This is a genomic window from Paenibacillus lignilyticus (assembly GCF_017942085.1).
GTDB lineage: Bacteria > Bacillota > Bacilli > Paenibacillales > Paenibacillaceae > Paenibacillus_Z > Paenibacillus_Z lignilyticus.
The window spans coordinates 940,851-965,853 of the sequence record NZ_JAGKSP010000001.1; the positions used below are offsets into that span (position 1 = coordinate 940,851).

A 25,003-nucleotide genomic window follows, 5' to 3' on the forward strand; every position below is an offset into this window, starting at 1 on the left:
ACCTTCCTCCGGTTCATTGACTTAGCTGCAGGGTGCAAAATGGCAATAAAAAAACCACCCGAATAGGATGGATTCCATCTACTCGGCAACCTTGTCTACCTTAGCATCACGGCGAGTGATCCCTTAGGCCACGGCTTTGCGTCCCATAGTTTCCTATGGTTTGCCTTTATCATAGGTATTAAGTTGTAAAATTTTCCTGAAGATTAGTTTAATTCTCATTATAATTTTTTTCCCGGAACTGTACAGAGCGAATAACGTTGAATTTTGACTGATTTTGTCGAATTCGAAAATAGATCTAACAGCGTTAATTATTGCAAAAAAGCCGGGGATGACAAGGCCATCCCCGGCTTCAATGTTTGTTCTACTCGAAGTATACAGCCTTGCCCGTGCGGGAAGACTCGTAGATCGCTTCAAGAATTTCGGAAACCACAAGCGCTTGCTCTGGTTTAACGAACGTTTCTTTGTCGTTTTTAACGGCATCGATCCACATGCTTGCTTCAAGAACTTCTGCGGTTTCGCTCGCGCCTTCATAGAAAGCAACGCCGCCGCTGTTCAGTTCAACTTTGTTTACATATAGGCGGCTGTTGTGCTCGCCATTGAAACGAAGACCGTCTTTCATGTCAGCGCCTGCTTTAGTACCGCTGAGGGATACTTTAGCCTCATCGACTTCAAGCGAGTTAAGCGCCCAGCTGGATTCGAGGATTACAGTTGCACCGTTCTCCATCGTGATCATAGCGAAAGCGGAATCTTCAACCGTGAATTGTTTTGGATCCCATGGGCCCCAAGCATTCGCAGCGTTCTCGTTTTGGGACAGCTTGTGGTAAGCGCGGCCAAGAACGACTTTCGGCTTGTAGTTGTCCATCATCCACAATACAAGGTCAAGCGCGTGAGTACCGATATCGATAAGCGGGCCGCCGCCTTGTTTCTCTTCATCCAAGAATACGCCCCATGTCGGAACGGCACGACGACGGATTGCATGTGCTTTAGCGAAGTAAATTTCGCCAAGCTCGCCTGCATCGCAAGCTTCTTTCAGGTAACGGCTGTCTGCACGGTAACGGTTGTTGTAACCGATGCTGAGTTTTTTGCCGGTACGTTTTGCAACTTCAAGCATTTTGCGAGCGTCAGCAGCTGTTTTAGCCATTGGCTTCTCGCAAAGCACGTGTTTGCCGGCTTCCAATGCGTCGATGGAGATAACCGCATGGGAATCGTTAGGCGTACAAACGTGGATCACGTCGATCGACGCGTCTTGAAGCAGTAGTTTATAGTCAGAATATACTTTTGCTTCTTCAGTGCCGTATTTCGCTTTTGCTTGTTCAGCCTTCTCAACAATGATATCGCAGAAAGCAACGATTTCAGCGTCTTTGACTTGGGCCAAACTTGGGAGATGTTTACCGTTGGCGATACCGCCGCAGCCAATAATGCCTACACGTACTTTTGACATTTTAAATTTCTACCTCCATGAGCCTCGAAATGATATAATTTGTAGTATGCGTGTCAGCTAGATAGAGAGACACAACTGACTACAGTATAGACGAACATGTCCACAAAAATATAGGCGCTATATAGGTATGCTTTTATGTGATTTTGTTATCGAAGGGATGGTACCGTGGAATTTTACAATGAAAAGGTCGTTTACGAGAACCCGCTGCTCTCCATAAAAGTGTTTCAATCCCTGCGGAATAACGATCTGTTTATCAATTGGCATTATCATCGCGAAATCGAATTGCTGCTTGTGATCACCGGCGAGCTTGACGTAAATATAGAAGATGAGTGCATAAAACTACAAACGGGCGACATCGCATTGATCGGTGCAAGGCAGCTTCATCGCGATCGCAGCATGAGCAGCCCGCTGAATTATATCGTCTTGCAGTTTGATTTGGAGCAGTTTATTGACCAAAGCTCCATGCCTTATATGCGATTCTTCTCCGAGACGAAGAACCCGCTCAGCCGGGCGAATTATATTTTCCAAGAGAATGAATCGGCACGGGCAGAGGCGTCGGAATGTATCCGAGGCGTTCTGCAGGAAGTCACGACGAAGCAAAGCGGGTATGAGCTCGCGGTCAGCATGTACATAAAGAAGCTGCTCCTTCTGCTCATTCGGGGAGATTCCAGGAAAGTGCTTGCTGATCATGACGACTTTGACCGGGCTCGTCTCCGAGGGGTAATCGACTACGTAGAGGAACATCTGACCGACCGCATCCAAGTTGAAGAAGTATCGAAGCTTGCCAATATGAGCTATTACTACTTCGTCAAATTCTTTAAGAAAGCGATCGGGATGTCCTTCACGGAGTATGTGAATTACCGCAAGATCAAATGGGCCGAGCGTATTCTGCTCACGAAGGATCTCAGCGTCTCCGAGGTCGGCGACCGGATCGGCATGCCGAATATGGCCCATTTCTATAAAATGTTCAAGAAATATAATGATTGCTCACCGAAGCAATTCCAGAAGAAAATGCTGGAGTGGAACCGCGCTTAGCCCTACAGTGAACGGCGGTGAATCAGCCTATCCGCTGAAAGGTTTGTTTCATGAATGTCAGGCTGGCCGGCAATTCCTCGTCCAGTCGTTGAAGGCTGCATTCCGCGGAAATTCCGCCTTTGTAGCCTGCTGCAGTCAGCTGCGCGGCAAACTCCGCATAGGGATATTGCCCGGTTCCCGGTGACAATCTGCCTGTATCTGCGATGTGGATATGCGCAAGCCAGTCTTTATGTGCAGTCAATGTGTCCAGCGCTTCGCTATCCTCGTCCATGTGATAGAAATCAGCCAGCACCCGGATGGCAGGATGATTGATTTGTTTCGCAAAATGCACAGCCTCGGCGACAGAGCCAATCAGATTGGTCTCCTTCTTGTTCAGCGGTTCAATAGCCAGCGTTACGCCGCTTCCCTTCAATTCCTCCGAAATCCAGCTAAGTAAGTGGAGCAGCTGGTCCTCCGCCCGATTGCGTTCCCATCCATCCGGTATGTCGCGCGCTCTGCCGCTTCCAAGCACGGAAATTTTCGAACCGATCTGATTCATCGCTTTCGCAGCGCGGTACAGATATCGCCGGATACGCTCCGGATCTACATCGGGACCGACCACTTTAATGTCGCCGGGGAAAAATACGTTAAACGCGTAGACAGGCAGAGGGCTGTCCAAGTAAGCACGCAGCAATTCTTGATGCAAAACCTCATTCTCCAGCTGCAGGGCGGACAGAGGACACTCGATGTAATCAAACCCGTATTTGTGAAGAAGCTCTGCGTCCTCGATCCCTCTGCACCAACCGTAAGCAACCATTCGAAAAAACACCTCCATTAGTTTCTAACGTGATTTTACCATTATTTGCTTCGGAATTTGCGGCAAAAAAAAAGTTCACCTTATTTAGGTGAACCTAGCTTCTTCGGCATAACCAGTTTATAGCCTACGCCGCGAATGGATTCAATTTCGACCGATTGTTGACCCAGCTCTAATTTCTTACGTAAAGAGCTGACATGCACATCTACCGTTCGCTGTCCGCCGAAATAGTCGAATCCCCATACGACATTCATAAGATCATCGCGGGTAACGACAACGCCGGGACGTTGAACAAGATAGAGCAGCACTTCGAATTCCTTCGGTCGAAGCGGCACGGTTTCCCCATTAAGGATAACCTCATACCGTTCCGGATAAATCGATAAATCGCCGGCCGTAATGACTTTGTCCGTGGACTCCGTCAGCTTGCCGTCATCTTGGCCGGTTCTGCGAAGTACCGCAGATACGCGCGCAAGAAGCTCGGCCACGCCAAATGGCTTGGTCATATAGTCATCGGCGCCTCGCTTCAGACCTTGCACTACTTCTTCTTCCGCATTGCGGGCCGTCAGTACGATAACCGGCGTGCGGTTGCCGCTCTGACGCAAGCGAGATAAGATCTCGAAACCGTTCATGCCCGGCAGCATAATATCTAGAATGATAAGATCAAATGCGCGCTGCAAAGCAACCTGCAAGCCTTCCGCACCATGATCAATGACTGTCGTGTCATAACCTTCTTGAGAAAGGTTATACGAGAGTAATCTGGCTAACGTCGGCTCATCCTCAATGACCAACACTTTCTGTGACATGTTGACCCCCTGGCTTCCACGCATGCCGCTGCTCGTGATCGGCATGGTAACTCGTTCTACTTTCATACCCATGATAGCATTGTTCAGAGGAAGGGGAAACCCCAATTACTGGTTCGCTGCTATTGAAGGACCGGCAGCTCAATTGTAAACGTCGAGCCGCTGCCCACTCGGCTCTCTACGGAGATCGTTCCTTTGTGTAGTTCAACAAGATGCTTCACGATCGACAAGCCCAACCCGGTTCCGCCTGAACTGCGGGATCTGGCCTTGTCCACTCTGTAGAAACGCTCGAAAATTCTCGGCAGATCTTTCTTCGGAATGCCGATACCCGTATCAGATATGTGAATACGTACGGATTCGTAATTTTCCCCGCCGACCGGCTCCACGACGATGGAAACACTTCCGCCTTCAGGCGTGTAGTTAATTCCGTTCGAGAGCAAGTTCATGATGATTTGGCGCAAGCGGTCTTCATCCGCCTCGACATACACATCCCGATCTGCTTTATAGGATAACCGAATTTGCTTCTGCAACCCTTCCGCGCGCATCAGCTCTACCGTCTTCTCCACGAAGGACGCCAGCTCGATTGGCGAGAATTGCAGAGGCACGCGGCGTGACTCAATCTTAGACAATTCCAAGATGTCGCCGATAAGCCGGTTCAAGCGGTCGCTCTCGTCATAAATGATTTGCAGGAAGGAGCGTGCCGTCTCCGGATCATCCACGGCGCCGCCAAGCAGCGTCTCCGCGAACCCTTTTACGGCGGTAATCGGTGTTTTCAGCTCATGCGATACGTTGGCAACGAACTCGCTGCGCATCCGCTCCAGCCTGCGAATCGCCGTCACGTCTTGAAGGACCAGCAGGACGCCGCCGAAGGAGTCATCATCCTCGAAGATCGGCACCAGGTTAAGATCCAGCAGCCGTTCCTCCGGATAATAGAAGGTGACCTCTTCGCGCAGATGCTCTTTGCGCTCGATGCCCTCTTGAATAATTTGCGAAAGCTCATACTGCTGCTTAGCTACCGTGAAATGATGACCGACCAGCTCACGCACCGAGAAGCCAAGCACTTCCTCTGCCCGCCGATTCAACAGCACGATATGACCGCTCGCATCGATCATGACAACGCCGCTGATCATGTTGTCCAGGACGCTGGCCAATTGGCTTTCGTTCTGATGAATGCGCGTCATCTGTACTTGAAGCGAGTCCGCCATCGCATTGATGGCAAGGCCAAGCTCGCCAATTTCGTCGTTACGCTTCACATGGACGCGCGCTCGATAATCCAAGCTCTTGATCCGCTTCGCGACACGCGTAATTTGTTCAAGCGGGCGCGTTAAACCAAGCGCCACACGGTAGCTGATCAGCGCAGCCGCGATAAACAGAATGAGCAGTCCCAGCACAAGGGTGATCCAAATGCGCTGTACGCTCTCATCGACCTTCTGCAAGCTAAGTGCCATACGGATAATATCCGAATTCGGATCATTCGGATGAACAAGCATCGCTACGTAAAGCAAATTTTCATTAATGGTATCGCTGTAACGCGTTGTTCGCCCTACGCCGTCCTCCTTGGCTTCAATCACTTCTTCTCGCTGCAGATGGTTGTCCATCGTTTGCGGATCATGATCGGAATCGCCAAGCACGACGCCATCGCCGCGAATGAAGGTGATCCGAGTATCCGTGATCTCTTTCAGCCGCTTGGCGTTGCCGGTATAGTAGCTGTAGACCGACGCCGGCTCTCCGCTGCGCCAATCCATTTGATCGAGGATAATCTTCATTTCACGCACCATATTGTCTTCCAGCGCGTCCAGATGATTTTCCTTATACGTCTTGCCCATAAATAAACCGGCTGCCAGAACGGCAAGTCCGATCATACCGATCAGAATCATCGTCAGCCGCACGCGAAAGCTGCTCATCTCATCCTACCTCCATGCCGGGGTTGCTCCATGCACCATCCATCGTACCTTGTTCTCAGCCGCCTGCGCCAGCACTGCGTTTGTTAAGTTTTTGTAAAACATAATGGTGCAGCGTGGCAAGCGGCTGTTGAATCAGAATCGACAGCACAACCGGAACGGCGGCCAGCGGGCTAAAATAGCCCATTGCAAGCACTACGCCAAGCGAGATGTTCCGCATACCGGTCGCATAGGACACGGTAACCTGCACCTCGCGGCTGCGGTAATGCATCGTACCGAAATAGCCGATCGCATAACAGAGCCCCACCATAACTAAGGCTGCGGGCACTACCTTGAGCAGATCGCCGCGAAGCGCTTCTGTGGAAGGCGCAATCGCCGCTGCGTTCAGCATGACGACTGCTGTGAAGCACAGCTTGGACAATGGCGGAGCATAGGGCTGAACGGCTTTCTGAATGCGTCCTTTGGACCATTCATGCAACGCAACGCCGATAATCGTTGGCGCCACAATCAGGAGGAGCAGATCGCCCATCATAGCCGCCGTATTGGTTTCAACGTCGGTACGGAACAGCAGATGAATGCCGGTTGGCACCACGATCGGACTGAGCGCCGAATCAATGACGACCATAGCCAGCATGAGCGGGACGCTTCCGGCCGACATCCCTACCCACAGCACGGTTGAAATCCCAAGCGGGATGATCGTGAATAGGACAAGTCCGACGACGTAAGGAGAATCAGGCCCGAACAGCATATACCCCAGCGCGTACGCCACTAACGGCGAGATGATATGCGCCAGCAGGAACGTCCAAATCATAACGCCAGGCCGGTTCAATACCGCTCGCAGCTGCTGCAGGCCGCATCCGATCGCCATCGTTAGCGTGACGAAGGCGAAGCAGTAAGGAACAGCTTGCACATACTTGTGCAGGTGCGCAGAAAAAAAGAATCCCAGGATAAGTGATCCGGGGATAATAAGAAACATCCATTGCTCATACCTTCGATTGAAGGCCAGTCCGAAGCTGCGCGTACCGCATCCCTCATTCTATTGTCTACTTTGGTAATTATTTAAATACAGGCTCTTTAAATTGGGCAAGCTTAGCAAAAGAGTCCTTGTCTACATCCGCATGCAAGCTGTTGCCGTGGGAATCCATCGTTACGACAGCCGCGAAGCCTTCTGTCTTCAGATGCCACATCGCCTCCGGAATGCCGAATTCCATAAAGTCGACGCCGTTTACATGCTTGAAGCATTCCGCGTAGTACTGCGCCGCTCCGCCGATGGCATTCAGATAAACCGCACCGTGCTCCTGCAGCGCAGCGAGCGTCTTCGGTCCCATTCCGCCTTTGCCGATTACAGCGCGAATGCCGAATTTCTTAATAATATCGCCTTGGTAAGGCTCCTCGCGAATGCTTGTCGTCGGTCCGGCTGCTTTCACATGCCAACCGTTCTCGTCCTTCAGCATGACAGGTCCGCAGTGGTAAATAACGGAGCCATTCAAATCGATCGGCGCGTCATGATCCATCAAGTGGTGGTGAATCGCGTCACGGCCCGTGTGCATTTCTCCATTAATGATGACGATGTCGCCAACTTGCAAGCTGCGTACATCTTCTTCGGAAAGCGGCGTGTTCAGCACCACTTCGCGGCGTGCCGCGTTCTCCGTTACCGCCTCAGCCGCTTCATCAGCCGCCTGCGATTTCATCGGTGTATCGGAGCCGTTCGGATATATCCAGGATTTGATCTCACCGCTGTCCGCAGAGAGCAATACGCCTTGACGGCGGTAAGCCCAGCAGTTGTACGCAACGGAGACGAAATAGCTTGCCGGCAGACGGTTCATGACGCCGACTTTACAGCCGAGCAAGGTCACTTGGCCGCCGAAGCCCATTGTCCCGATGCCAAGCTTGTTGGCGTTCTCCATCACATATTCTTCAAGTTGAGCAAGCTCGGGAATCGTATTCGTATCATCGGTATGACGGAATAATTGCTGTTTCGCTAATTCATAGCCTGTCGTCCGGTCGCCGCCGATGCCAACGCCGATGAAACCCGCGCTGCAGCCTTGACCTTGTGCTTGATAGATCGAGTGCATAATACATTTGCGGATACCGTCGAGATCGCGGCCGGCTTTGCCTAGACCCGGAATCTCCATCGGAAGGCTGTATTGGATGTTCTTGTTCTCACAGCCGCCGCCTTTGAGGATCAGACGCACATCGATATCGTCCTTCTCCCATTGCTCGAAGTGGATTACCGGCGTACCCGGTCCGAGGTTGTCACCGGTGTTGGAGCCGGTGAGCGAATCTACGGAGTTCGTGCGCAGCTTGCCGTCTTTCGTTGCGCGCGCGATGGCACTGCGAATCTGCTGCTTCATAATAATTTGGTTGGCGCCAACCGGCGTATGGACGACAAAGGTCGGCATGCCTGTATCCTGACAGATCGGGGAGACATTGCACTCCGCCATCTCAATGTTCGTTGCAATCGTGGAGAGCGACAGTCCGGCGCGCGTTGCGCGGTCCTCCGCTTCTTGTGCGGCTTGAATCACTTTCCGGACGTCTCCCGGTAGATTCGTAGAAGTTTCAACAATAAGGTTATAAACACTCTGTTCAAAATGCTGCATAAGGCCTAAATGGCTCCTCTCTCTATTCGTTAATCGTCTTTCCTTATATAATCAATCTATATCATACCATATCCTAATCGAGCGGGCATACCGCTTTCGAAGCCTCATATGGTCTCCTATTTCTAGAGTAGAAGGAGCATCCTGCCATTATGGACAGTCCATTTATCGCGTATATGTACCGGCTTCGTTATATCGAGAGATGGAGCCTCATGCGCAATACCACCCGTGAAAATGTTGCCGAGCATTCCTATCATGTAGCGCTGCTTTCGCATATGCTTTGCGAGATTGGCAATCAGCTGTTCGGCCGCTCGCTGAATGCCGACCGCGCTGTAACGATGGCGTTGTTCCACGACGCCAGCGAAGTATTCACAGGCGATATCCCGACGCCGGTGAAGCATCACAACCCGAAGATGCTCGCGAACTTCCGCGAGATCGAGGCGCTTGCCGCCGAGCGGCTGCTCGGCATGGTGCCGGAGCCGCTGCAGGCTGCCTATGAGCCGCTCGTCATCGGAGCGGCACATGACGATGAGGATAAAGCACTGCTCAAGATGGTGAAAGCCGCGGATCTGCTGGATGCCTACATGAAGTGCCTCTCCGAGCTGTCCTCCGGCAATCGCGAGTTCGCCGTCGCGAAAGGGCAAACCGAGCAGAAGCTCGCTGATCTGAACATGCAAGAGGTCTCTTGGTTCCTGACTTATATGGCGCCAAGCTTCAACAAGACGCTGGATGAGCTGTCTGAGCATGAGACTTAGGAGCACGTCCTCCGGATGCCCCTTATTTACCGGGAATAGCTTCACATCTACTCTATATCGAATGAAAGAGAAGGTGACCGAAGGTGGGAGATAACCGGACTTGTATGCGAATTCGTACGAAGGGGAACTACCAGGGGAAACAAGGGTTTGACTATCAAGAAGCGATTTCGGCTGAGAGTGTCGGCTCGACCGGACTCTGCATGCATCTGCTGACCATTCCTCCGGGCGGCCGAGCCAAAGCGCATCTGCACGAGAATCATGAATCTTCGATTTATGTGCTGTCGGGTCGGGCGGGGATGTGGTATGGCGACAGGCTGGAGCAGCATATGGAGGTCGAAGCCGGGGATTTCATGTATATTCCGGCAGGCGTGCCGCATCTGCCTTATAACCGTTCGGATTCGGAAGTTTGCTCGGCGGTCATCGCCCGCACCGATCCGAATGAGCAGGAGAGCGTAACGCTGCTGCCGGAGCTTGACGACCTTCATCGTTCTAACTAATCGGGCTGTGCTGTTGCGCTGCGATTGGATTGTGATTCGCGCCGGATCTCAGCGGCGCAACGGCTCACCGTGAATAACATGCCAATGGAGATGCTTCGAATCCTGGTATTGGCCCAGGTTCGTAATGACCCGGCATGCTCCGTGCTCCGACGTAACTTGGGATGCCGCTTGCTTCACGACCTCCAGTAATTCGAGCAGCAGCTCATTGTCGCTTGCCTCCAAGGTAAGTAAGGAGGAAATATGCTTCTTCGGAATCGCCACGATGTGCACCGGATAGAACGGACGCGTGTGATGATAGGCAAGCACATTCTCCGTCTCGATTACTTTCCGAACAGGCGTCCGACCGCTCAAAACCTCTTCGCAATAGAAATCCTCTGACATGGATTTTCTCTCCTTTGATGGAATGGTGCATACAGCCACCATGCGCTACTTTCCTCGAAATAAACAGTTCATAAATTCTAACGAATTGTAGAAGCCTTATTTCCGCGAAATCAGCGGATTATAAATTCTAACGAATTGTAGAAGCCTTATTCAGGGGATTTGGTTCGAAAATCGGCGATTTGGCACCAAATAGCACCTGTAGGATTCGTTAGAATTTCAAAGCCATTTTTTCGCTCAAATAAGACCTCTGTGGTTCGTTAGAATAAACCCATTGCTGCAGCGGAGCTAAAACGCCTCACACTTTGAACCTCTCCATAACCCGCTCCCCCGACAAATAAGGCCGGCATAGATTCGTACAAAATCCGGGCATCCGCTCGCGAATCCACGGGTGGACGGCTTGGTTCTCCATCTGGAACGCGTAATAACCGAGGACCGCGATCAGCATCCAGCCTTCCAGAAGCACCCTCACCGTATCCGGCACGTCGCCGGAGTCCCCGTAATAGCCGGCTAGGAAATCGAGTCGTTGCTCAGGCGGGACGACCAGAGTGCCCATCCCCACATCAAACAAGTAATAGCCGCTTCCGCATAAACCGAAGTCAATGAAACAAATTTCTCCCTCCGGCGTCAAAATGATGTTGCTCATGTTCAAGTCACCATGGATGATTCCATACGTTTCCTCAGATTTACCTAAGCTCTCGAGTCGCGAGTTCACAAGACCTATCGTTTGCTCCACACAACGAAACTCCTCCTCGCCAAAAAGTCCCTGTTCTACGCCGCGATGAATTTGAGCGATCATCAGGCTATTCCGTTCGATCCCTTGCGAAGGCCGGCTATCGAAATCAAACTGCGGATGATAGCTTCGAAAGAATCGATGCAGCGATGCGATATGAGCGCCAAGTTCCCGCGCGATGACGGGATCGGATTCGCAGGTTTCCTTCCGGAATACCGCTCCCTCTACCCAGGTCAGCAGCGAACTAGGGATTCTTTTGCCCTCATGCTCGATATGAGTCAGTAGATTGCCGGAGCCATGCCAGACAGGCTTTTGCGCTATAAGCTCGCTACGCTGTCCCAACTCTTCAAGGAGCTGCAGCTCGGTCAACAACCCCTTATCCGTTTGCTGCAGTCCTTCGAAATTACGGGTAAGAGGTTGATGCACACGAAATAAGTAGTGTTCGCCCGTTGCCGAATCGATGACTTCGTACGTCCGATTCTCATTATGCCGAAGGAATTGAAGCTGCGGCTCCTGAATGCCATAACCACGAAGTATCTCAAACATCGAATCTTCTCTCATGCCGCCAATCCCCCCTCGCCTCCGACTCTATGAACCCGACGCACTCTGCACCCACACATCCTTAAAATCAATCCAACCCAGCGACGACATCGTAATCCCCTTAATCCCCGGATGATAGGAAGTGTTCGTCTTCTTGTGCAGCAAGAACACCACATGACCCTCCTCGCGAAGCCGATCCTCGATCTCGCCCATAATAAGACGGCGTTCTTCGGATGTCTTCGACGCTAAAGCAATATCGATTTTGTCTCTGGCCCATGCCCGGAATTCCGGATGCAGATGCTCCTTGAGGAAGCTGCCATGCTGCTCATAGGACTCAATCTCGCACACCTCATCCTGCGCAAACAAAATGCCGTACAGGATGGTGTCCGCCTCGTTGATTACATCCCTTCTCTTGAACTCGTTGCTGTCATGCTGTTCAATATGTACGACAACCCCGTGCTCCCCGCAGCGCTCCGCAATCCACCTGGCATCCCGCATATTGAAGCTTGTTGTATAAAGCGTAATCGGCGTCCCGTCATAGCCCGACTCGCGCAGAAGCGCACGTGCCATCGCGGAATCGTGACGGATGCTCCTGAGCGGCGTATTATCGTCGGGACGGAAACCGCGAGCCGCATACATGCGGTCTTCGCCAAGCTCTCGAATCATCGTATGGCGGTCAATCAGCAGATCGATCGCCTTACGGAATAAGGCCGATTGCTGGGGCCCATCTTTCCCCATGTTCCAAGTCAGCATCGTGCAGCCTTTGCATAACGTCTCCATCGTGACCCATTCCTCTTCCGGCTTCTGATCCTGCAGATCATGATCCCAGATGAGCTTCTCCCAGCATTTGCGCGAGGAATCCCCATGCTCCGGCGGCATAAACGCGATGACGACGCCGTCCAAATGCGCTCTGCCATTGTAATAATTCTTGTTCACGGTAAGCACGAATCGATCCTCATTCCACTCCCCGGCCATGAAAGGCCCCGTGCCGGATGGTTTCCGCCAGAACTGTTCTTCGTCACTTTCGACTAAATCCCGAGGCAGAACGGACGTTGCCGGCGAGCTCATGAATCGGTGAAAAATACGGTTCGGCTTCGCCAATTCGATCCGAATGGTTCGCAGGCCTGCGGTTTCGATCTTAACCACCGACCGAAGCAGCCAGCTGTGCGCCTTCCCTGAGCGCAGCCTCTCCAAGGAGAAGATGACATCATCGGCCGTCATTTCATGACCATGATGAAAGTAGACGCCTTTGCGAAGATGAAATTGCCACACCGTCGCTTCCTTATTGGACTCCCAAGCATGCGCAAGCGCCGGAACGACCCGCCCGGCCACGCCATCATAATGAACAAGCTGATTAAACAGCTGCCGAATCATATGCGCGTCAAACGCATACAGCACATCACCCGGATCCAGCGTCACAATATGGGTTTGCACAGGAAGCCGCAGCATATCCACGCTGCGTTTGCCGTCCAGCACTTCCGTCCGGTAGCCAAAATGCAGCTCCAGCCACTCCGAGAAACGATCCTTCACCGGCGAACCTTTTCCGTGCGTATGAATCAGCTCGAACGCAGGCTTATACTCGCCTCGCTGCGCCATTCGCTGTGCGAGCTCAAGCAGCATCGTGTCGCGCTCCTGCAGAAAAACCAGCTGCGAGCGATTGCCTCTGCCTCGCCCGGGCAGCCAGCGTATCCAGCACTCCTCTTCCATTTTGCGCAGCACGAGCTTCACGTTACGCGTTGAGCAGAACAGCGCTTGCGCCAGCTCATCAAGCGAAACCTCGACAGGTGTTCCCGTCGCCGCAATCCCATCAGCGAATCGGCCATACAGATCCAAGTAGCGTTCAGCGGCAACCATTTGCATGCCATCATCCCTCCAGTACCCGGGTGAAAAGGGGAAGTGTTTTATGAAGATTCTACTCTTTTTATCCCCTTTTAGCGAGCGCATAATTGAACTATAAACGAGAGGAGGAAACAACATGGTACAACACACAAACACGTACACGATAGAGAAGCTGGGACAATATCAACAGGCGGAATTGGAACAGAACCTTCGCAGAGGATTCCTGATTCATTCAGCGGAAGGCGTGGACGTACAAACACAGGCGGAGCAAGCGAATAAGGAACGCGGATGGTTGCACAGATGGTGGAATAAAAGGCGGTTCGGCACTTCAGTGAAGTGACGACCGCCCTTTTTTTTACTTGAACTCGATGTCTGCTGCAGGACTGATTTGGGCAAAAGAGGAAAAACGCGCGTTATGTTCTGCTATGATTTCCTCCGCGGTGAGACCGCCGGATCCCCATGTACTATGAGCATCGCTCGCCACGATGATGTCATAACCAAGCTCCGAAGCTCTGGTCGTCGTCGCATTCACGCACATGTCGGTCTGAAGACCCGCGATCACAAGCTTGCCAACTCCGCGCTCCGCCAATATTTGCTGAAGCTCCGTTTCATGGAATGAATCCGGCTTATACTTCTGAATGCGCGGCTCATCGCCAACCGGAGCAATCGCAGCGTGAATTTCCCAGTTCGGAGAACCCGTTTCCAGCTCTTCGCCTTCCCCTTCATTATGCTGAACATAGATGACAGGAACGTCCGCAGCCCGCGCTTTCGCCAATAATCCGTTGATCCGCTCCAGCAGAGCCTCACCGTTATATACGGGGTATGAATCCGCGAACATCGCCGATTGTACGTCAATTACGAGTAATGCCGTATTCGAATTCGTATTTGCACCCATCCTTCAATTATCCCCTCTCGACAAGCTCGAATTTACTCTTCAAACAATCGTTCGCCCTTATGCAGACGCCATGCAATTTGCGCGGTATGCGGAAGCTCGCGCGCCGTCGGCGCATGTGCAGCCAGATACCTTGTACAAGCGAGCAGCATCGTTTCTTGCGCCTTCGCCGCAAACTCATCTGTCCGTAAACACCAGCGCTCATACTCGGCAAAAGCCGCCTCCACCATCTGGAACGTATGGAATTCCGCATCCTCGCGCAGCAACGCGTGACCAAGCGTATTCAGCAGGGCATCCATCTCGCCGCCGTTCTTCAAGTAGTTAAAGACCCACTTCGCAGCCTGATCTACCTGCTGCCGCTGATCGAGCAGTTGAAGCAGCTCTTCCGTATTCGTCGCCGCATTCCATTCGCCAGGCGCCGCTTTCGGCCGTTTCGCCGACGGCACGTTCAAGAATCGATCCAAGTACACACTCATCGCACCATGGAATATAGCTCGCATCAGCAGCGCTTCCTCGGAACGCTGCAAGCGCTCATGCAGCGCATGCGAATAAGTGAACGTATGAAGCACCGCAATCCAGTCCCGGTGGTCGTTCTGCGTATGGAAGCGGACTACGCGCTCGGCAGAGGCAAGCGTGACCAATTGCGCCAGCTGCGCCGGTGCTGCGCCTGCCAGGAGCAGGTCCCGCAGCAGCGCAATCGTTTCAAGCGGTTCTTCGCTTAGCAGCTGCTGCAGAACGGCTTCTTCGTCGATGGGAACCACAGCCGCAGCCGCATGTGCGCCAGCAGTCCGCGCCTCCGCCAATGCTTTGACAGCCTCTTGAATCGGCTCCACAAGATTAATCGGCGCCTGCCAGTGATGCTGCTCTTCGCTCCGCGAAGGATTCCCCATCATATGCAGCAGCGAGGTAAGCACCTGCTTGGACTGATCGGCGCCAACAAGCTCAAGCGCCTCGAACGCTTTATTGTGAAAATCAAACACATGCCCGCCGTCCAAGTAGAAATGATCCGTCGCGGCAATCAGCATCATATCGGCCAATTGCTCCGGGCTCATTCCTTTCTCAATCGCGGTTATAACCAGCTTCTCGGCGCCCTGCGTATCTCGTACTTCGATGCAGTCGCGGTACCAGCCCGCGAGCCGCTCGAAGGAAACGTCTGCGCTCGGCAATGCCCCCAGCAAATAATGAATGCCGCGGCCCGAGCTGCCTCTTGCCACATGCACCAAGCCTTGATAGAGCGCCAGAATGCGCCCTGTCTTGTCCAGCTTCGGGATCACGCGGACCATGGCCGTCAGAATCGTCAATCCCGAATTCCAGCCGCTTCCGCTGCGAGTTCCGAAGGCGATCCCAACACCGGCAATTTCGGCATCCGGCACATTGGCTTCTACCAGACCTACGACCGCTTTGGCGATAACGATGCTAATATTTTGCTCCAAGCCTTCCATGAGGCGATCTTTATACTTCTGAATATGATTCGCGATCCTCGGCTGCGGGTTCACCCATACGGTCTCTTCCTCAACACTGACTTCGTATGAAGGGACATCATCCGCCCAAGGATCAAGCGTCCCGCCGCTGCACACGTCGAAACGGGCATGATGCCAGTGACAGGTTAGAATGCCATCGCACAAGCTCCCCATATGAAGCGGAAATCCAAGATGCGGGCAGCGGTTATCGACAGCGAAGATGCCTTCTTCATGCACGAAGACGGCAATGCCGCCTTTAATGACAGCCGAGCCTTTCTCCTTCAATTCGCGGACTTGACCGGCCTTAATCCACTCTGCGGTTCGACTCATATTCAGCCTCCTTCAAAATGATGGTGCCTCCTGCTTCCTATCTTCCTACTCCCTACTTCTTCGATAGATGCGTAGTCTAGTCCTTCATTAACCAAAACATTGCATATTGCATGGCAGCCGTCCCTGCGACGACGACAGGAAGCCAAATCGATTCCAAGTCTTTCGAAACAAAGAGCAGCAGCGTAATCGAAATCACTCGGCCCATATTCAGAAACACTTCCCGCATGACAACCGATTCCACTTTGAGTTGTCCCTTCAGCGGCAGCTTGCCAATGAGTCTGTAATAATAGGACGTTAACGTATTGACCGCGAGCGGATTGCAAATCGAGAATGCGACCATATAGAAGACGACCGTCCAAGCAGACACATCATAGAGAAGGAACGCCGCGCCAAGCAAAATCCCGCTCGTGGAATACAGCACATGCTTGCGCACCTGCTCCTTCTTCGCTTTTCGCGAGATGACATAGCCGGTTGCGACCGTTAATGCGGAGAAACATACGCCCAAGTAGCCGACGAAGTCTTCCCTTCCGACGGTTTGATAGAGCAGAATGTTCGGCAGAAACAGCATGATTCCCTGAAATAAGCCCAGTACAAAAAACGCCAGCAGGCCTTTCACCCATTGCGCGTTCTTTCGCATGACGATGCCCATTAAGTTCAAATGATAGACGCGATGATGGGAGGATATCGTCGGAATTCGGAAGCTGATGATCGACGCTACGAGAAACATGATGAATGCAAGCAGGAACGTAATGATATAGCCGCTCAAGCCTTCGTTAAATTGAATGATAAAGCCGGCCAGCGCAGGTCCGAGGAGACCCGCCAAATTGAAGACGACCATATTAATCGCCAGAAATCGAACACGATTGTTCTCCGTCGAGACATCGTACATAAGGACAAGATAACCGGTCCAGTACAAGCCCGAAGCCAAGCCGTGAAAAATAGCAAAGAGTACGTACCAAGCCGCGACCTGCTCCTGTGCAATAACAACCAGCAGATAGAAAATCGCAATCATGAGGATGCCAAGCCGATAGGTGACCATTCGATCTTTGCGTTTCGTAATCCAACCGCCCAGCGCGAACGCAATCGGCGTGAATACGAACACGATCATATTATAGAATCCGTTAACGGCCAAATCATGCGTCAGCCGCCATAAATACAAGTTCAGAAACAACCCCGACATCGAGGCGCCGAATTGAAAGCAGCCGTGGATAATCAGCGCGACCAGCGCTTCTCTTCCAAGCTCTCGCTCCTTTGGAACCGGACTGCCTTTCATCGCACTCCATCTTATTCCTAAACTTGCCTTCATCTGCGCGGGGCCACCTCCGACTCAACTGCTACCAATTGCTGTCATTGTAACATAGCAGCCAAGACGGGTAAGCGCTTTAACCATCCACTCTCGGCCAAATAACTGCTTCTGCTGGTATCTTGCTTGAATTCCGCCGTATAATCGGTCTTTTTGCCCAGATAAAGGGGATTCTGGCTGTCATGCTCTACTTGACTGCCGCTGCTGCCAACATTTGATTCCGGACATGTCCGAATCGCCCTATATAAATGTCCGGAATGAACCCTTTCAGCCGGCTAGTAATCGTTTACAATGAGGGGGATGATGACGTTAGAGGAGGCAAATGATTATGTGGCAAGCATCATGGATTTGGGGCAGCGGCGAGGAAAGTCCTCGCAATGAATGGCGCTGCTTTCGTAAAACCTTTTCGTTCGAGCAAACGGGCAGCAGCGAAACTAAGCTGAAGCTAACGGCGGATTCTCGCTACGTCCTCTATGTGAATGGCTCGCAGGTTGGCCGCGGACCGGTCCGCTCTTGGCCGTTTGAGCTTGCTTATGATGAATATGAAATCGGCTATTTGCTGAATAGGGATGCTTTGAATACCATCGCGGTATTGGTGCTGCATTCCGGCATCTCTACCTTTCAATATTTGAGAGGCAGAGGCGGCTTGCTGCTGCAAGTCGAGGACATAGATGGTACGGCTTTACTTTGTACCGACGAATCCTGGACAACTGCGGTTCACGCCGCTTATGATGCAACCTCGTCTCGTATTTCCTGCCAGCTCCCTTTCACCGACCGTTACGACGCGCGAAACTGGGATGATGCTTGGGTGGAGCCGAAGTATGACGATGCCGCGTGGGAACAGGCAACCGTCATCGGCAGCGTTGGCATGGCACCATGGACAAGCCTTGTGCCGAGATCGATTCCTTATCTGACCGAAGAGCCGATTTATCCGGCGCGCGTGGAAGAGCTGTCGTTCGTCAAGCCGGTTGCTTGGAGCGCGGTATTCGATGTTCGCACGATGCTCGTTCGGGATAGCGTAAATCACGCGAATCCGATTTCTTTTATCGGACTGATGGCCACCGTGCTCACGCTTCCCGAAGCGGCTGCATTTACAATTGGCACCGTGGATGGGGGAAGAGTACCCTTCCGCGTTCGTGTAGGCGGCAAGTGGTATCGCGACGACGACTTCGCCGGCGAGCGGCCTAACATGTTCCTTGAGCTGCAATTGCCGGCAGGCGAGCATTTCCTTCTGATTGATCTTAGTGGCGGTTCCCATGGACATGGCTATCACCTCGGCCTTCATTGTGAAGGAACGTTTGAGCTTCGTTCCCCGATTGCCGGTCACGCGCAGTTCAGCAAAGTGCCTTTTGCCCAGATCGGAGCCTTCGATTCTGCAGCGCATATTGACCATCAGCCAGGTATTTCGATGAACCCGGAACAGCCTCTCTATGAAGCTGTGAAACAAATCGACTCCGCCGAGCAGCTGAGCGAATTTGCCGAATGGATTCGTCCAATTCCGTCGCAGCTGGTTCATTTCACCGACGTTTACTCCCAAACCGCATGGCGTGTCGTAGATTTGCCGCAGCCGGTTCCGGTTCAGCTGCAGCAAGCCGTTCTGGCCGGGTCAAATGCGGGTAATGTTCCGCTGCATGCGGAGCTGGATACCGAAATCCTGATCGATTTCGGACGTGAGCTGACCGGCTATGTTGCGTTTACGATCGATGCCGCCGAAGGAACGATCGTGGATGGCTACGGCTTTGAATATATGCGCGATGGCTGGCGTCAATACACCTACGAGCTCGACAATACGTTCCGCTACACATGCCGGGAAGGCAGACAATCCTATGTCTCAGTCGTTCGCCGCGGTCTTCGTTATCTTGCTCTTACGGTACGTGGTGCGACAAGACCGGTGAAGCTGGTTGAAGTCAAAATGCTCCAAAGCAACTTCCCGGTCGCCAATGTCGGCACCTTCCATTCCAGCAATGCGAAGCTGAATGAAATTTGGCGGATCAGCCGCGATACCACCCGGCTTTGCATGGAGGATACGTTCGTGGATTGCCCGGCTTACGAGCAAACCTATTGGGTTGGGGATGCCCGCAATGCGTCGCTGGTGAACTATTATGCCTTTGGTTCTGCGGAAATTGTGGAGCGTTGTTTGCGCCTTGTGCCCGGCTCCTCCTTCCAATCTCCGCTCTATGGCGATCAGGTGCCAAGCGGCTGGAGCAGCGTCATTCCGAACTGGACGTTATTCTGGGTTTCGGCTTGCCTTGAGCATTACCAATACACAGGCAACGAAACATTCGCGCGCGATATGTGGCCGCATGTTCGTTTTACGCTGGAGCATTATTTGCAGAAGGTCGATGAGCGCGGCTTGCTGAACATCCGCGGCTGGAACTTGCTTGACTGGGCTGCTTTCGAGCAGCCGTGGGATGGCGTCGTAGCTCCGCAAAACATGTTCCTCGTCAAGGCGCTTCGCGATGCTGCCCTGCTCGCCGATACCGCCGGCGATACGCTTACCGGGGCGGAATTCCGCAAGCAGGCTGTGCAAATCCGCGAGGCCATCAACAACGTCCTATGGGATGAGGAGCGTCAAGCTTATCTGGATTGCATTCATGCGGACGGCAGTCCATCGACTACAACCAGTATGCAAACTCAGGTGGTGGCTTGCTTGTGCGACATCACAACGGAAGAACGCTTGGACGTGCTGAAACGTTATATCGTAGATCCGCCTGCTTCATTCGTTCAAATCGGCAGCCCGTTCATGTCGTTCTTCTACCATGAAGCGCTGGCCAAGCTCGGCATGCAAGCTAACATGGCTGCCGACATCCTAGAGCAATATGGCGTCATGGTAGACCAAGGCGCCACTTCCGTATGGGAAGTGTACCCGACCAGCAATATTACGATTAGCTCCAAAATGCTCACTCGCAGCCACTGTCACGCTTGGTCTGCAGGTCCGGTCTACTTCCTCGGTACCGAAGTGCTTGGTGTACGCGGGTTGACACCGGGTTGGACGAAGGTTGAAATCGCACCCAAGCCGGTTGGTCTGGCTTGGGCACGCGGCTCTGTCCCGGTTCCCGGCAGCGGCAGCATCAGCGTATCCTGGAAGGTCGATGAACAGACGAAAGTGATGCAGCTTCGCGTTGTGGCGCCGTCCCATATCGAGCTCCAGCTCGTTAAGCCTGATGGATATGAGCTTGAAGTTGAACAAGTTGTTATTGGATAGAATAAGAAGAGCCTGGCGATTACACGCCAGGCTCTTCTTTATTTGTCTCCCCGAACCTGTAAAGCTGCTTCAGGATCGACCTCGCGCTATTGCCCGCTCCGTCCTTCCACGCGTTCAGCATGCGGAAATCCGTATTGTCCGTGATTAGATCCAAGCTGCCGATCAACCGGTTGCGGATCAACCATTGCAGTTTCTCATCTTGAATCCGTTCGCCTAAAAGTCCGCCGATATCGCCGCCATTCATAACAAGGAACGGACGCGTAAAGAAGCTCGTCACCTCGTCTGACACCGGTTCGGTGATGCAAAGCCCGTTATGCATATGGGCCAGATGCTTGTAAATGCTGTTCAGCCCTTGCTCCCGCTCTTTCCACACGGTCGCCGTTTGAACCTTCCATAAGAGCTGCGTCAGCTGTTCCGCGCATCGCAGCTTCCCAAACGCTGTACCGAACCATTTGGGGTACGGTGCATACTGACGCTCCATTAGGAAACAGAGGTTCATAACATCACGGATGAGCCGAGTTGCGATAACGGCCGAACCGAGCTCGTCTCCGGCATAGCCGGCTCGAAGCATCAGATGCTCCTCTTGGCCGATACGCTGCCATATGGAAGCCAGCAGATAATACCACACTTCATCCGGGTAGAATTGCAATTGCTCCCGCAGCTCGGCCAACCGCCCGTGATCGTCATGGAACACTTCGCCCTTCGTCCATTCAAGCAGCGTTTGCGAAGAGAACGTCAGCCAATCGATCGAATCCAGCGGCTTGCTAAAGTCGTGAGCAAGACAATGCCAAGTATATTGCTCGAGCGTCGTAATAACGGTCTTCTCCGCTTCAACCGGATAACCGTAGAACGTTTCCGGCAATTTATCACTCCTATAGACGCGAAGCCGTTCAGCTAATGCCTCGTCTGAATCGTGAAGAAAGATGATTGTTCGCGGACCCCAATCATGGTCCTGCGACATTTCGGTATCGAAACCGAGTACTTCGCTGCCAGGCCCGATGAGCGCTGCCGAGTAGGCTATCGAAGTAAATGCTGCTAGCTGTGGTTGGACGATTTCATGATAGAATCGCCGGCATAATTCAATCCCTTGCATCCGAAGCCCACCGTTTCGTCATTTTTTCTGAATATGTCCGCTTCCATTTTATCACGAACGATGGCCGCTCCGTTATCTCTTGCTTACTTAATAACCTCGTCAATTGCAGCTTTAACGAGGTTTCAGCAGAATGACCGCTCCATCATTGGCAGCAAGCCGTACGATTATTTGTTCACCGTCATCTTCCGCTTGACCGCGCCAGCAATCCTCGAGCTGCCACCCATCCGCCAGCCGCACACGAATGGACTTTACCTCCGGGGTGTGGTTAATGAGGACAGCGACGCGCTTGCCATCCGTAACGGGATGCTCCGTCACTCCGACTAACGGATCTTCCTTGCTTAAAACCCGGCCCCCCACGGCTTCCCGGGAAATCGCACGGTAAATTTTCCAATAGGGATTCTCGCCCGGCTTGCTGCATGTTTCTTTCCCTTGCGTTATCGCCAGCTCTACAGGAAGAGACATAAAGTAGACTGTTCCTTTGCCATATGCTGCTCGCGTCAGTACCGGATTGCCGTCCTCTTCCGTCGCCAAAACTTCCGCCCGAACGCTGCCGAATGTCCAGCGAAACGAAGAAGGAACCGAAATCTGATCTTCTATGGAACCCAGCAGCACTTGTGCCGGCTGCGTTCGCCTCTGCCGGTTCAATACAGAAAGTCCGGTCAACTCCGAAAACTGAAGCATGTAGCCGTCATCGACTGACACGTACAGGCTCGCCCCCTCCTGGACACGCTGCAGCAGCTGCTCCCATCTCCGCTTTGGCATTCCCCGAACGCCTGTTACGCAAGGCAGCAAATATAGCTCTGCATCGGGCAAAGGCTGATCCTCGAATCGGAATGTCAAATCAAATCCCGCTTGCTTGGACAGCATGAAGCTTCCATAAGCCACCGCCCAATGGTCTTGATCCGAATTCAAGATACATACCGCTTCGCTTCGCCTTGGAGGCAGCTCCTTTATCGGAAAAGCAGCAATATCCTGTTTTAACTTCGCCATTTCCGTCAGTACGGGTTTTACACGGCCATCCTTCGTCAGCAAACCCAATTCGCTCTCGCAGGCCACTTCATCGTATGGTGCGTGCTTCAACTTCGTCTGATCATTTGCGCACCACCATTGCAAGCCATGCAAACCGTGAGCCCATTGGGCCAACATGCTCGCACGGGCGAACGCGACTGCAACTTCATCCGAGCAAACCATTGGCCCCATCGTGCCCATCTCTTCGGCAAAACACGGCTTGCCCCCGATTCCCGCATAAAACAAGCTTTCAGCCGTGGCATGCAGCGTCGCTCGCATCGTATCCATCGGTTCATAGTCCATATAAGGCGTCCAGTACGGGTACGGGTGAGTTGTCAAAATATCGGTCAGCTCCCCTTGATCCTGCATCGTCCAATTCCCATTAGGGAATAGACAATGCATGCCGGAAATTAGCGGACGGCCGGCATCGGCGCGTTTGATCGCGCCCGACAATGAAGCCGTCCACACAAAAGCCTGCTCCCGGCTTTCAACTTTCCCCATACTATTGCATTCATTGCCAAGGTCCCAAGCAATAATGGCGGCATCCGATTTCATTCGCGAGACAAAATAGGATACGAATTTGACCTGCCATCGAATGGAATCCGCATCGGTTATAATCGACTTGCCGCGAAGTGCGGGCGGAACGAACAGCCTCCCGCTCATCCAGCCCGTAATTAATCCAACAATCAGCTTGATGCCGTATTTACCGGAGAGCGCTGCGAAGGCTTCGAATCGCTGCATCATCACTTCGGATACGCCGGCTTGGCCTGCATCTGTATCCGGAAAATGTTCTTCGCCGAAACGGTAAGACGAATGATTCCCAAACTCGCGATACGTACGCTCGATAGGTTGAAAATCCGGCCAGAGCGGAAATACGCGCAGGACTTCAATGCCTTCGCTTGCCAGCTTCTTCAAATCCGATTCGACGATGTCCGGTTTCCAGTCCGACCACATGGCCGTTCCCGCATGGGAAGCCCAATAATTGCATCCAATAAAGAAAGGACTTTCTAATTGATCCAATAGGCGATTCGCGCTCATTATGCAGCTCCATTTCGGATTTTTTTACTACCATAACGGTTTCTTTCGCTTAAATTAATGGACGCAACAACGAAAAATGGACTATTCTGGCCGACACAAACAAAACCACTTCATTAAGAAGTGGTTTTGGGTGAACGTTCTAAAGTACTGCGTATTTGCGCTTCGTCGTAGTCGAGAAAACGCTTACAATTACATCCTATTCACGATGCTGAGCATCAACCACTACGAACCACTAGGAAAGAACGTAACATGACTGATATCTTTGTTATCCGGGGTGAACAAGTCGCCGCATCCACACGCCCAGTACAGATAGCCGCCATTGCCTGCCTTAACAAAGATGTAACCTGTAAAATTGAAGTTGCTTGTCCATTTGAGGCTATTAAAATCTACTGTGATGCCATTGCTCGTGCCGGAAGATTCAAATTTGATAGCACCGGCGTTTGAAATCGGCAAATCTTTGTCGTTACCTGAGAAGTAACAGAGATTCCATTTGGTGCAGCCCTGCACACTGCTCTGGTTTTCCTCAATTAATCCTGGTAAACCCGAGTTTGCTTGTCCCTTTGGTGCCGCTGCTGCTGTCCCGCCGAATGCTGTCAGACACAATGCGGAAAGTAGAATCAAATAGATGCTCTTTTTCACGTTTGTACCCTCCTCGAGTTATTTACGATACAGATCGTATCATTTATCTGGAGAGTTGTAAAGTCCATTCTATTAAAATAAAACTAGATTGCAGGTAAAGCTCTTTCCTACCGGCAAAGTTATCCCGCGGCGCCCACTTTGAAGGATAAGGATGTCCACACAGTTCTACTCCGTTGGTCTCGAAATGAGCTTATAGTAAATAAGCCGCTCACGCAGTTCCTCTTCTCTCACGAACTGACAAGCTTCCAGCAATCGCCGGCATCTCACATTCGCTTCTTCCACAGTAGCCTCAATGTAAGCAAGCTTCATCACGTCGAATCCAATTCGGAGCATCGGAGCGAGCACTTCCTTCATGTACCCTTGACCCCAGTAAGCTTTGGCTAAATCAAACCCGATTTCCGCTCGAGAACGGGACTCTTCATCCCTCACCCAACAATGGTAACCGCAGGTGCCAATCAGCGAGCCATTATCCTTGCTAAACAATCCATATCTGCAACCGTTGTCTTCAACATGAAACTGAATTATTTCCTCAGCTTCTCGGATAGACCGACAGGGTTCGATATCCATAAAAGCAGTGACTTCCGGGTCGGAGAAGTGTTTGAACACCTGTTCGGCATCGTCCGGCGTCAACACTCTCAAAACCAATCTATCTGTCGTTATCGGCGGAAAATAAATCAAAATATACACCTCATTCAATCGGTCTCGTTTGCCTATCATTTGTATCTC

21 protein-coding genes and 1 riboswitch are annotated in these 25,003 nt (G+C 52.2%); of the genes, 5 read left to right on the forward strand and 16 right to left on the reverse strand.

Annotated features, from left to right (window positions below; all coding sequences use genetic code 11):
* Positions 1-81: 81 nt before the first annotated feature.
* Positions 82-175, reverse strand: a riboswitch (cyclic di-GMP riboswitch).
* Between the two features lie 186 nt (positions 176-361).
* Positions 362-1,441 carry a Gfo/Idh/MocA family protein gene (locus I8J30_RS04050; RefSeq protein WP_210655585.1) on the reverse strand — a complete coding sequence of 360 codons (1,080 nt, stop codon included), beginning with the start codon at positions 1,439-1,441 and terminating at the stop codon, positions 362-364.
* 165 nt (positions 1,442-1,606) lie between these two features.
* Between I8J30_RS04050 and I8J30_RS04055 the strand changes: the two genes are divergently transcribed.
* Positions 1,607-2,476 (forward strand): AraC family transcriptional regulator, encoded by an 870-nt coding sequence (locus I8J30_RS04055; protein WP_091213610.1) that lies wholly within the window; start codon positions 1,607-1,609, stop codon positions 2,474-2,476.
* 22 nt (positions 2,477-2,498) lie between these two features.
* On the opposite strand, the gene I8J30_RS04060 is transcribed toward I8J30_RS04055, so the two are convergent.
* The 5 genes from I8J30_RS04060 to I8J30_RS04080 form a co-directional block, all read right to left on the reverse strand.
* On the reverse strand, positions 2,499-3,272 hold the full coding sequence (locus I8J30_RS04060; protein WP_210655587.1) for a sugar phosphate isomerase/epimerase family protein: 774 nt from the start codon (positions 3,270-3,272) through the stop codon (positions 2,499-2,501).
* Positions 3,273-3,352: 80 nt separating this feature from the next.
* Positions 3,353-4,072: a response regulator transcription factor gene (locus I8J30_RS04065; RefSeq protein WP_091213605.1), complete on the reverse strand. Its 720-nt coding sequence runs from the start codon at positions 4,070-4,072 to the stop codon at positions 3,353-3,355.
* Positions 4,073-4,191: 119 nt separating this feature from the next.
* Positions 4,192-5,973 (reverse strand): two-component system histidine kinase PnpS, encoded by a 1,782-nt coding sequence (pnpS, locus tag I8J30_RS04070; protein ID WP_210655589.1) that lies wholly within the window; start codon positions 5,971-5,973, stop codon positions 4,192-4,194.
* Positions 5,974-6,028: 55 nt separating this feature from the next.
* Positions 6,029-6,946, reverse strand: coding sequence for a bile acid:sodium symporter family protein (locus I8J30_RS04075; RefSeq protein WP_091213599.1), 918 nt, complete (start codon positions 6,944-6,946; stop codon positions 6,029-6,031).
* Between the two features lie 79 nt (positions 6,947-7,025).
* Complete coding sequence (locus I8J30_RS04080; RefSeq protein WP_210655591.1) at positions 7,026-8,570, reverse strand: fumarate hydratase; 1,545 nt, start codon at positions 8,568-8,570, stop codon at positions 7,026-7,028.
* A 149-nt stretch (positions 8,571-8,719) separates the two neighbouring features.
* Here I8J30_RS04080 and yfbR point away from each other — a divergent pair, with 149 nt between their 5' ends.
* Together yfbR and I8J30_RS04090 are read left to right on the forward strand one after the other, a co-directional pair.
* Complete coding sequence (gene yfbR, locus I8J30_RS04085; RefSeq protein WP_210655593.1) at positions 8,720-9,322, forward strand: 5'-deoxynucleotidase; 603 nt, start codon at positions 8,720-8,722, stop codon at positions 9,320-9,322.
* Positions 9,323-9,426: 104 nt separating this feature from the next.
* Complete coding sequence (locus tag I8J30_RS04090) at positions 9,427-9,819, forward strand: cupin domain-containing protein (RefSeq protein WP_210655595.1); 393 nt, start codon at positions 9,427-9,429, stop codon at positions 9,817-9,819.
* A 48-nt stretch (positions 9,820-9,867) separates the two neighbouring features.
* Here I8J30_RS04090 and I8J30_RS04095 read toward each other — a convergent pair whose 3' ends face one another.
* The 3 genes from I8J30_RS04095 to I8J30_RS04105 all read right to left on the reverse strand — a co-directional run bounded on the left by I8J30_RS04095 (position 9,868) and on the right by I8J30_RS04105 (position 13,330).
* Entirely contained in the window at positions 9,868-10,200 is a 333-nt protein-coding gene (locus I8J30_RS04095; RefSeq protein ID WP_210655597.1) for an HIT family protein, read from the reverse strand.
* 295 nt (positions 10,201-10,495) lie between these two features.
* Positions 10,496-11,491 (reverse strand): phosphotransferase enzyme family protein, encoded by a 996-nt coding sequence (locus tag I8J30_RS04100; RefSeq protein WP_210655599.1) that lies wholly within the window; start codon positions 11,489-11,491, stop codon positions 10,496-10,498.
* Positions 11,492-11,518: 27 nt separating this feature from the next.
* Positions 11,519-13,330 (reverse strand): ABC transporter substrate-binding protein, encoded by a 1,812-nt coding sequence (locus I8J30_RS04105; RefSeq protein ID WP_210655601.1) that lies wholly within the window; start codon positions 13,328-13,330, stop codon positions 11,519-11,521.
* A gap of 115 nt (positions 13,331-13,445) precedes the next feature.
* On the opposite strand from I8J30_RS04105, the gene I8J30_RS04110 reads away from it, so the two are divergent.
* Entirely contained in the window at positions 13,446-13,649 is a 204-nt protein-coding gene (locus I8J30_RS04110) for a hypothetical protein (protein WP_210655603.1), read from the forward strand.
* A 15-nt stretch (positions 13,650-13,664) separates the two neighbouring features.
* On the opposite strand, the gene I8J30_RS04115 is transcribed toward I8J30_RS04110, so the two are convergent.
* The 3 genes from I8J30_RS04115 to I8J30_RS04125 form a co-directional block, all read right to left on the reverse strand.
* Complete coding sequence (locus I8J30_RS04115) at positions 13,665-14,204, reverse strand: cysteine hydrolase family protein (RefSeq protein WP_210655605.1); 540 nt, start codon at positions 14,202-14,204, stop codon at positions 13,665-13,667.
* Between the two features lie 32 nt (positions 14,205-14,236).
* Positions 14,237-15,991, reverse strand: a complete 1,755-nt coding sequence (locus I8J30_RS04120) for a Rieske (2Fe-2S) protein (protein ID WP_210655607.1) — start codon at positions 15,989-15,991, stop codon at positions 14,237-14,239.
* A gap of 76 nt (positions 15,992-16,067) precedes the next feature.
* Positions 16,068-17,297 (reverse strand): MFS transporter, encoded by a 1,230-nt coding sequence (locus I8J30_RS04125; RefSeq protein WP_210655609.1) that lies wholly within the window; start codon positions 17,295-17,297, stop codon positions 16,068-16,070.
* A gap of 325 nt (positions 17,298-17,622) precedes the next feature.
* Here I8J30_RS04125 and I8J30_RS04130 point away from each other — a divergent pair, with 325 nt between their 5' ends.
* Positions 17,623-20,499, forward strand: coding sequence for a family 78 glycoside hydrolase catalytic domain (locus I8J30_RS04130; RefSeq protein WP_240547770.1), 2,877 nt, complete (start codon positions 17,623-17,625; stop codon positions 20,497-20,499).
* 19 nt (positions 20,500-20,518) lie between these two features.
* Here I8J30_RS04130 and I8J30_RS04135 read toward each other — a convergent pair whose 3' ends face one another.
* The 4 genes from I8J30_RS04135 to I8J30_RS04150 form a co-directional block, all read right to left on the reverse strand.
* Positions 20,519-21,592 carry a DUF4037 domain-containing protein gene (locus I8J30_RS04135; RefSeq protein ID WP_210655613.1) on the reverse strand — a complete coding sequence of 358 codons (1,074 nt, stop codon included), beginning with the start codon at positions 21,590-21,592 and terminating at the stop codon, positions 20,519-20,521.
* A gap of 111 nt (positions 21,593-21,703) precedes the next feature.
* Positions 21,704-23,638, reverse strand: a complete 1,935-nt coding sequence (locus I8J30_RS04140; protein ID WP_210655615.1) for a glycoside hydrolase 5 family protein — start codon at positions 23,636-23,638, stop codon at positions 21,704-21,706.
* 222 nt (positions 23,639-23,860) lie between these two features.
* Positions 23,861-24,277 carry a hypothetical protein gene (locus I8J30_RS04145; protein WP_091213561.1) on the reverse strand — a complete coding sequence of 139 codons (417 nt, stop codon included), beginning with the start codon at positions 24,275-24,277 and terminating at the stop codon, positions 23,861-23,863.
* 165 nt (positions 24,278-24,442) lie between these two features.
* A complete protein-coding gene (locus I8J30_RS04150) occupies positions 24,443-24,994 on the reverse strand; it encodes a GNAT family N-acetyltransferase (RefSeq protein ID WP_210655617.1) in 552 nt (183 codons plus the stop codon).
* Positions 24,995-25,003: the final 9 nt, after the last annotated feature.

Bases quoted from the DNA above. Each gene is read 5' to 3' on its own strand.
- I8J30_RS04050 (WP_210655585.1), bottom strand. From the start codon at position 1,441: ATGTCAAAAGTACGTGTAGGCATTATTGGCTGCGGCGGTATCGCCAAC.
- I8J30_RS04060 (WP_210655587.1), bottom strand. From the start codon at position 3,272: ATGGTTGCTTACGGTTGGTGCAGAGGGATCGAGGACGCAGAGCTTCTT.
- I8J30_RS04065 (WP_091213605.1), bottom strand. From the start codon at position 4,072: ATGTCACAGAAAGTGTTGGTCATTGAGGATGAGCCGACGTTAGCCAGA.
- pnpS (WP_210655589.1), bottom strand. From the start codon at position 5,973: ATGAGCAGCTTTCGCGTGCGGCTGACGATGATTCTGATCGGTATGATC.
- I8J30_RS04075 (WP_091213599.1), bottom strand. From the start codon at position 6,946: ATGTTTCTTATTATCCCCGGATCACTTATCCTGGGATTCTTTTTTTCT.
- I8J30_RS04080 (WP_210655591.1), bottom strand. From the start codon at position 8,570: ATGCAGCATTTTGAACAGAGTGTTTATAACCTTATTGTTGAAACTTCT.
- yfbR (WP_210655593.1), top strand. From the start codon at position 8,720: ATGGACAGTCCATTTATCGCGTATATGTACCGGCTTCGTTATATCGAG.
- I8J30_RS04090 (WP_210655595.1), top strand. From the start codon at position 9,427: ATGCGAATTCGTACGAAGGGGAACTACCAGGGGAAACAAGGGTTTGAC.
- I8J30_RS04095 (WP_210655597.1), bottom strand. From the start codon at position 10,200: ATGTCAGAGGATTTCTATTGCGAAGAGGTTTTGAGCGGTCGGACGCCT.
- I8J30_RS04100 (WP_210655599.1), bottom strand. From the start codon at position 11,491: ATGAGAGAAGATTCGATGTTTGAGATACTTCGTGGTTATGGCATTCAG.
- I8J30_RS04105 (WP_210655601.1), bottom strand. From the start codon at position 13,330: ATGCAAATGGTTGCCGCTGAACGCTACTTGGATCTGTATGGCCGATTC.
- I8J30_RS04110 (WP_210655603.1), top strand. From the start codon at position 13,446: ATGGTACAACACACAAACACGTACACGATAGAGAAGCTGGGACAATAT.
- I8J30_RS04115 (WP_210655605.1), bottom strand. From the start codon at position 14,204: ATGGGTGCAAATACGAATTCGAATACGGCATTACTCGTAATTGACGTA.
- I8J30_RS04120 (WP_210655607.1), bottom strand. From the start codon at position 15,991: ATGAGTCGAACCGCAGAGTGGATTAAGGCCGGTCAAGTCCGCGAATTG.
- I8J30_RS04125 (WP_210655609.1), bottom strand. From the start codon at position 17,297: ATGAAGGCAAGTTTAGGAATAAGATGGAGTGCGATGAAAGGCAGTCCG.
- I8J30_RS04130 (WP_240547770.1), top strand. From the start codon at position 17,623: ATGTGGCAAGCATCATGGATTTGGGGCAGCGGCGAGGAAAGTCCTCGC.
- I8J30_RS04135 (WP_210655613.1), bottom strand. From the start codon at position 21,592: ATGCAAGGGATTGAATTATGCCGGCGATTCTATCATGAAATCGTCCAA.
- I8J30_RS04140 (WP_210655615.1), bottom strand. From the start codon at position 23,638: ATGAGCGCGAATCGCCTATTGGATCAATTAGAAAGTCCTTTCTTTATT.
- I8J30_RS04150 (WP_210655617.1), bottom strand. From the start codon at position 24,994: ATGATAGGCAAACGAGACCGATTGAATGAGGTGTATATTTTGATTTAT.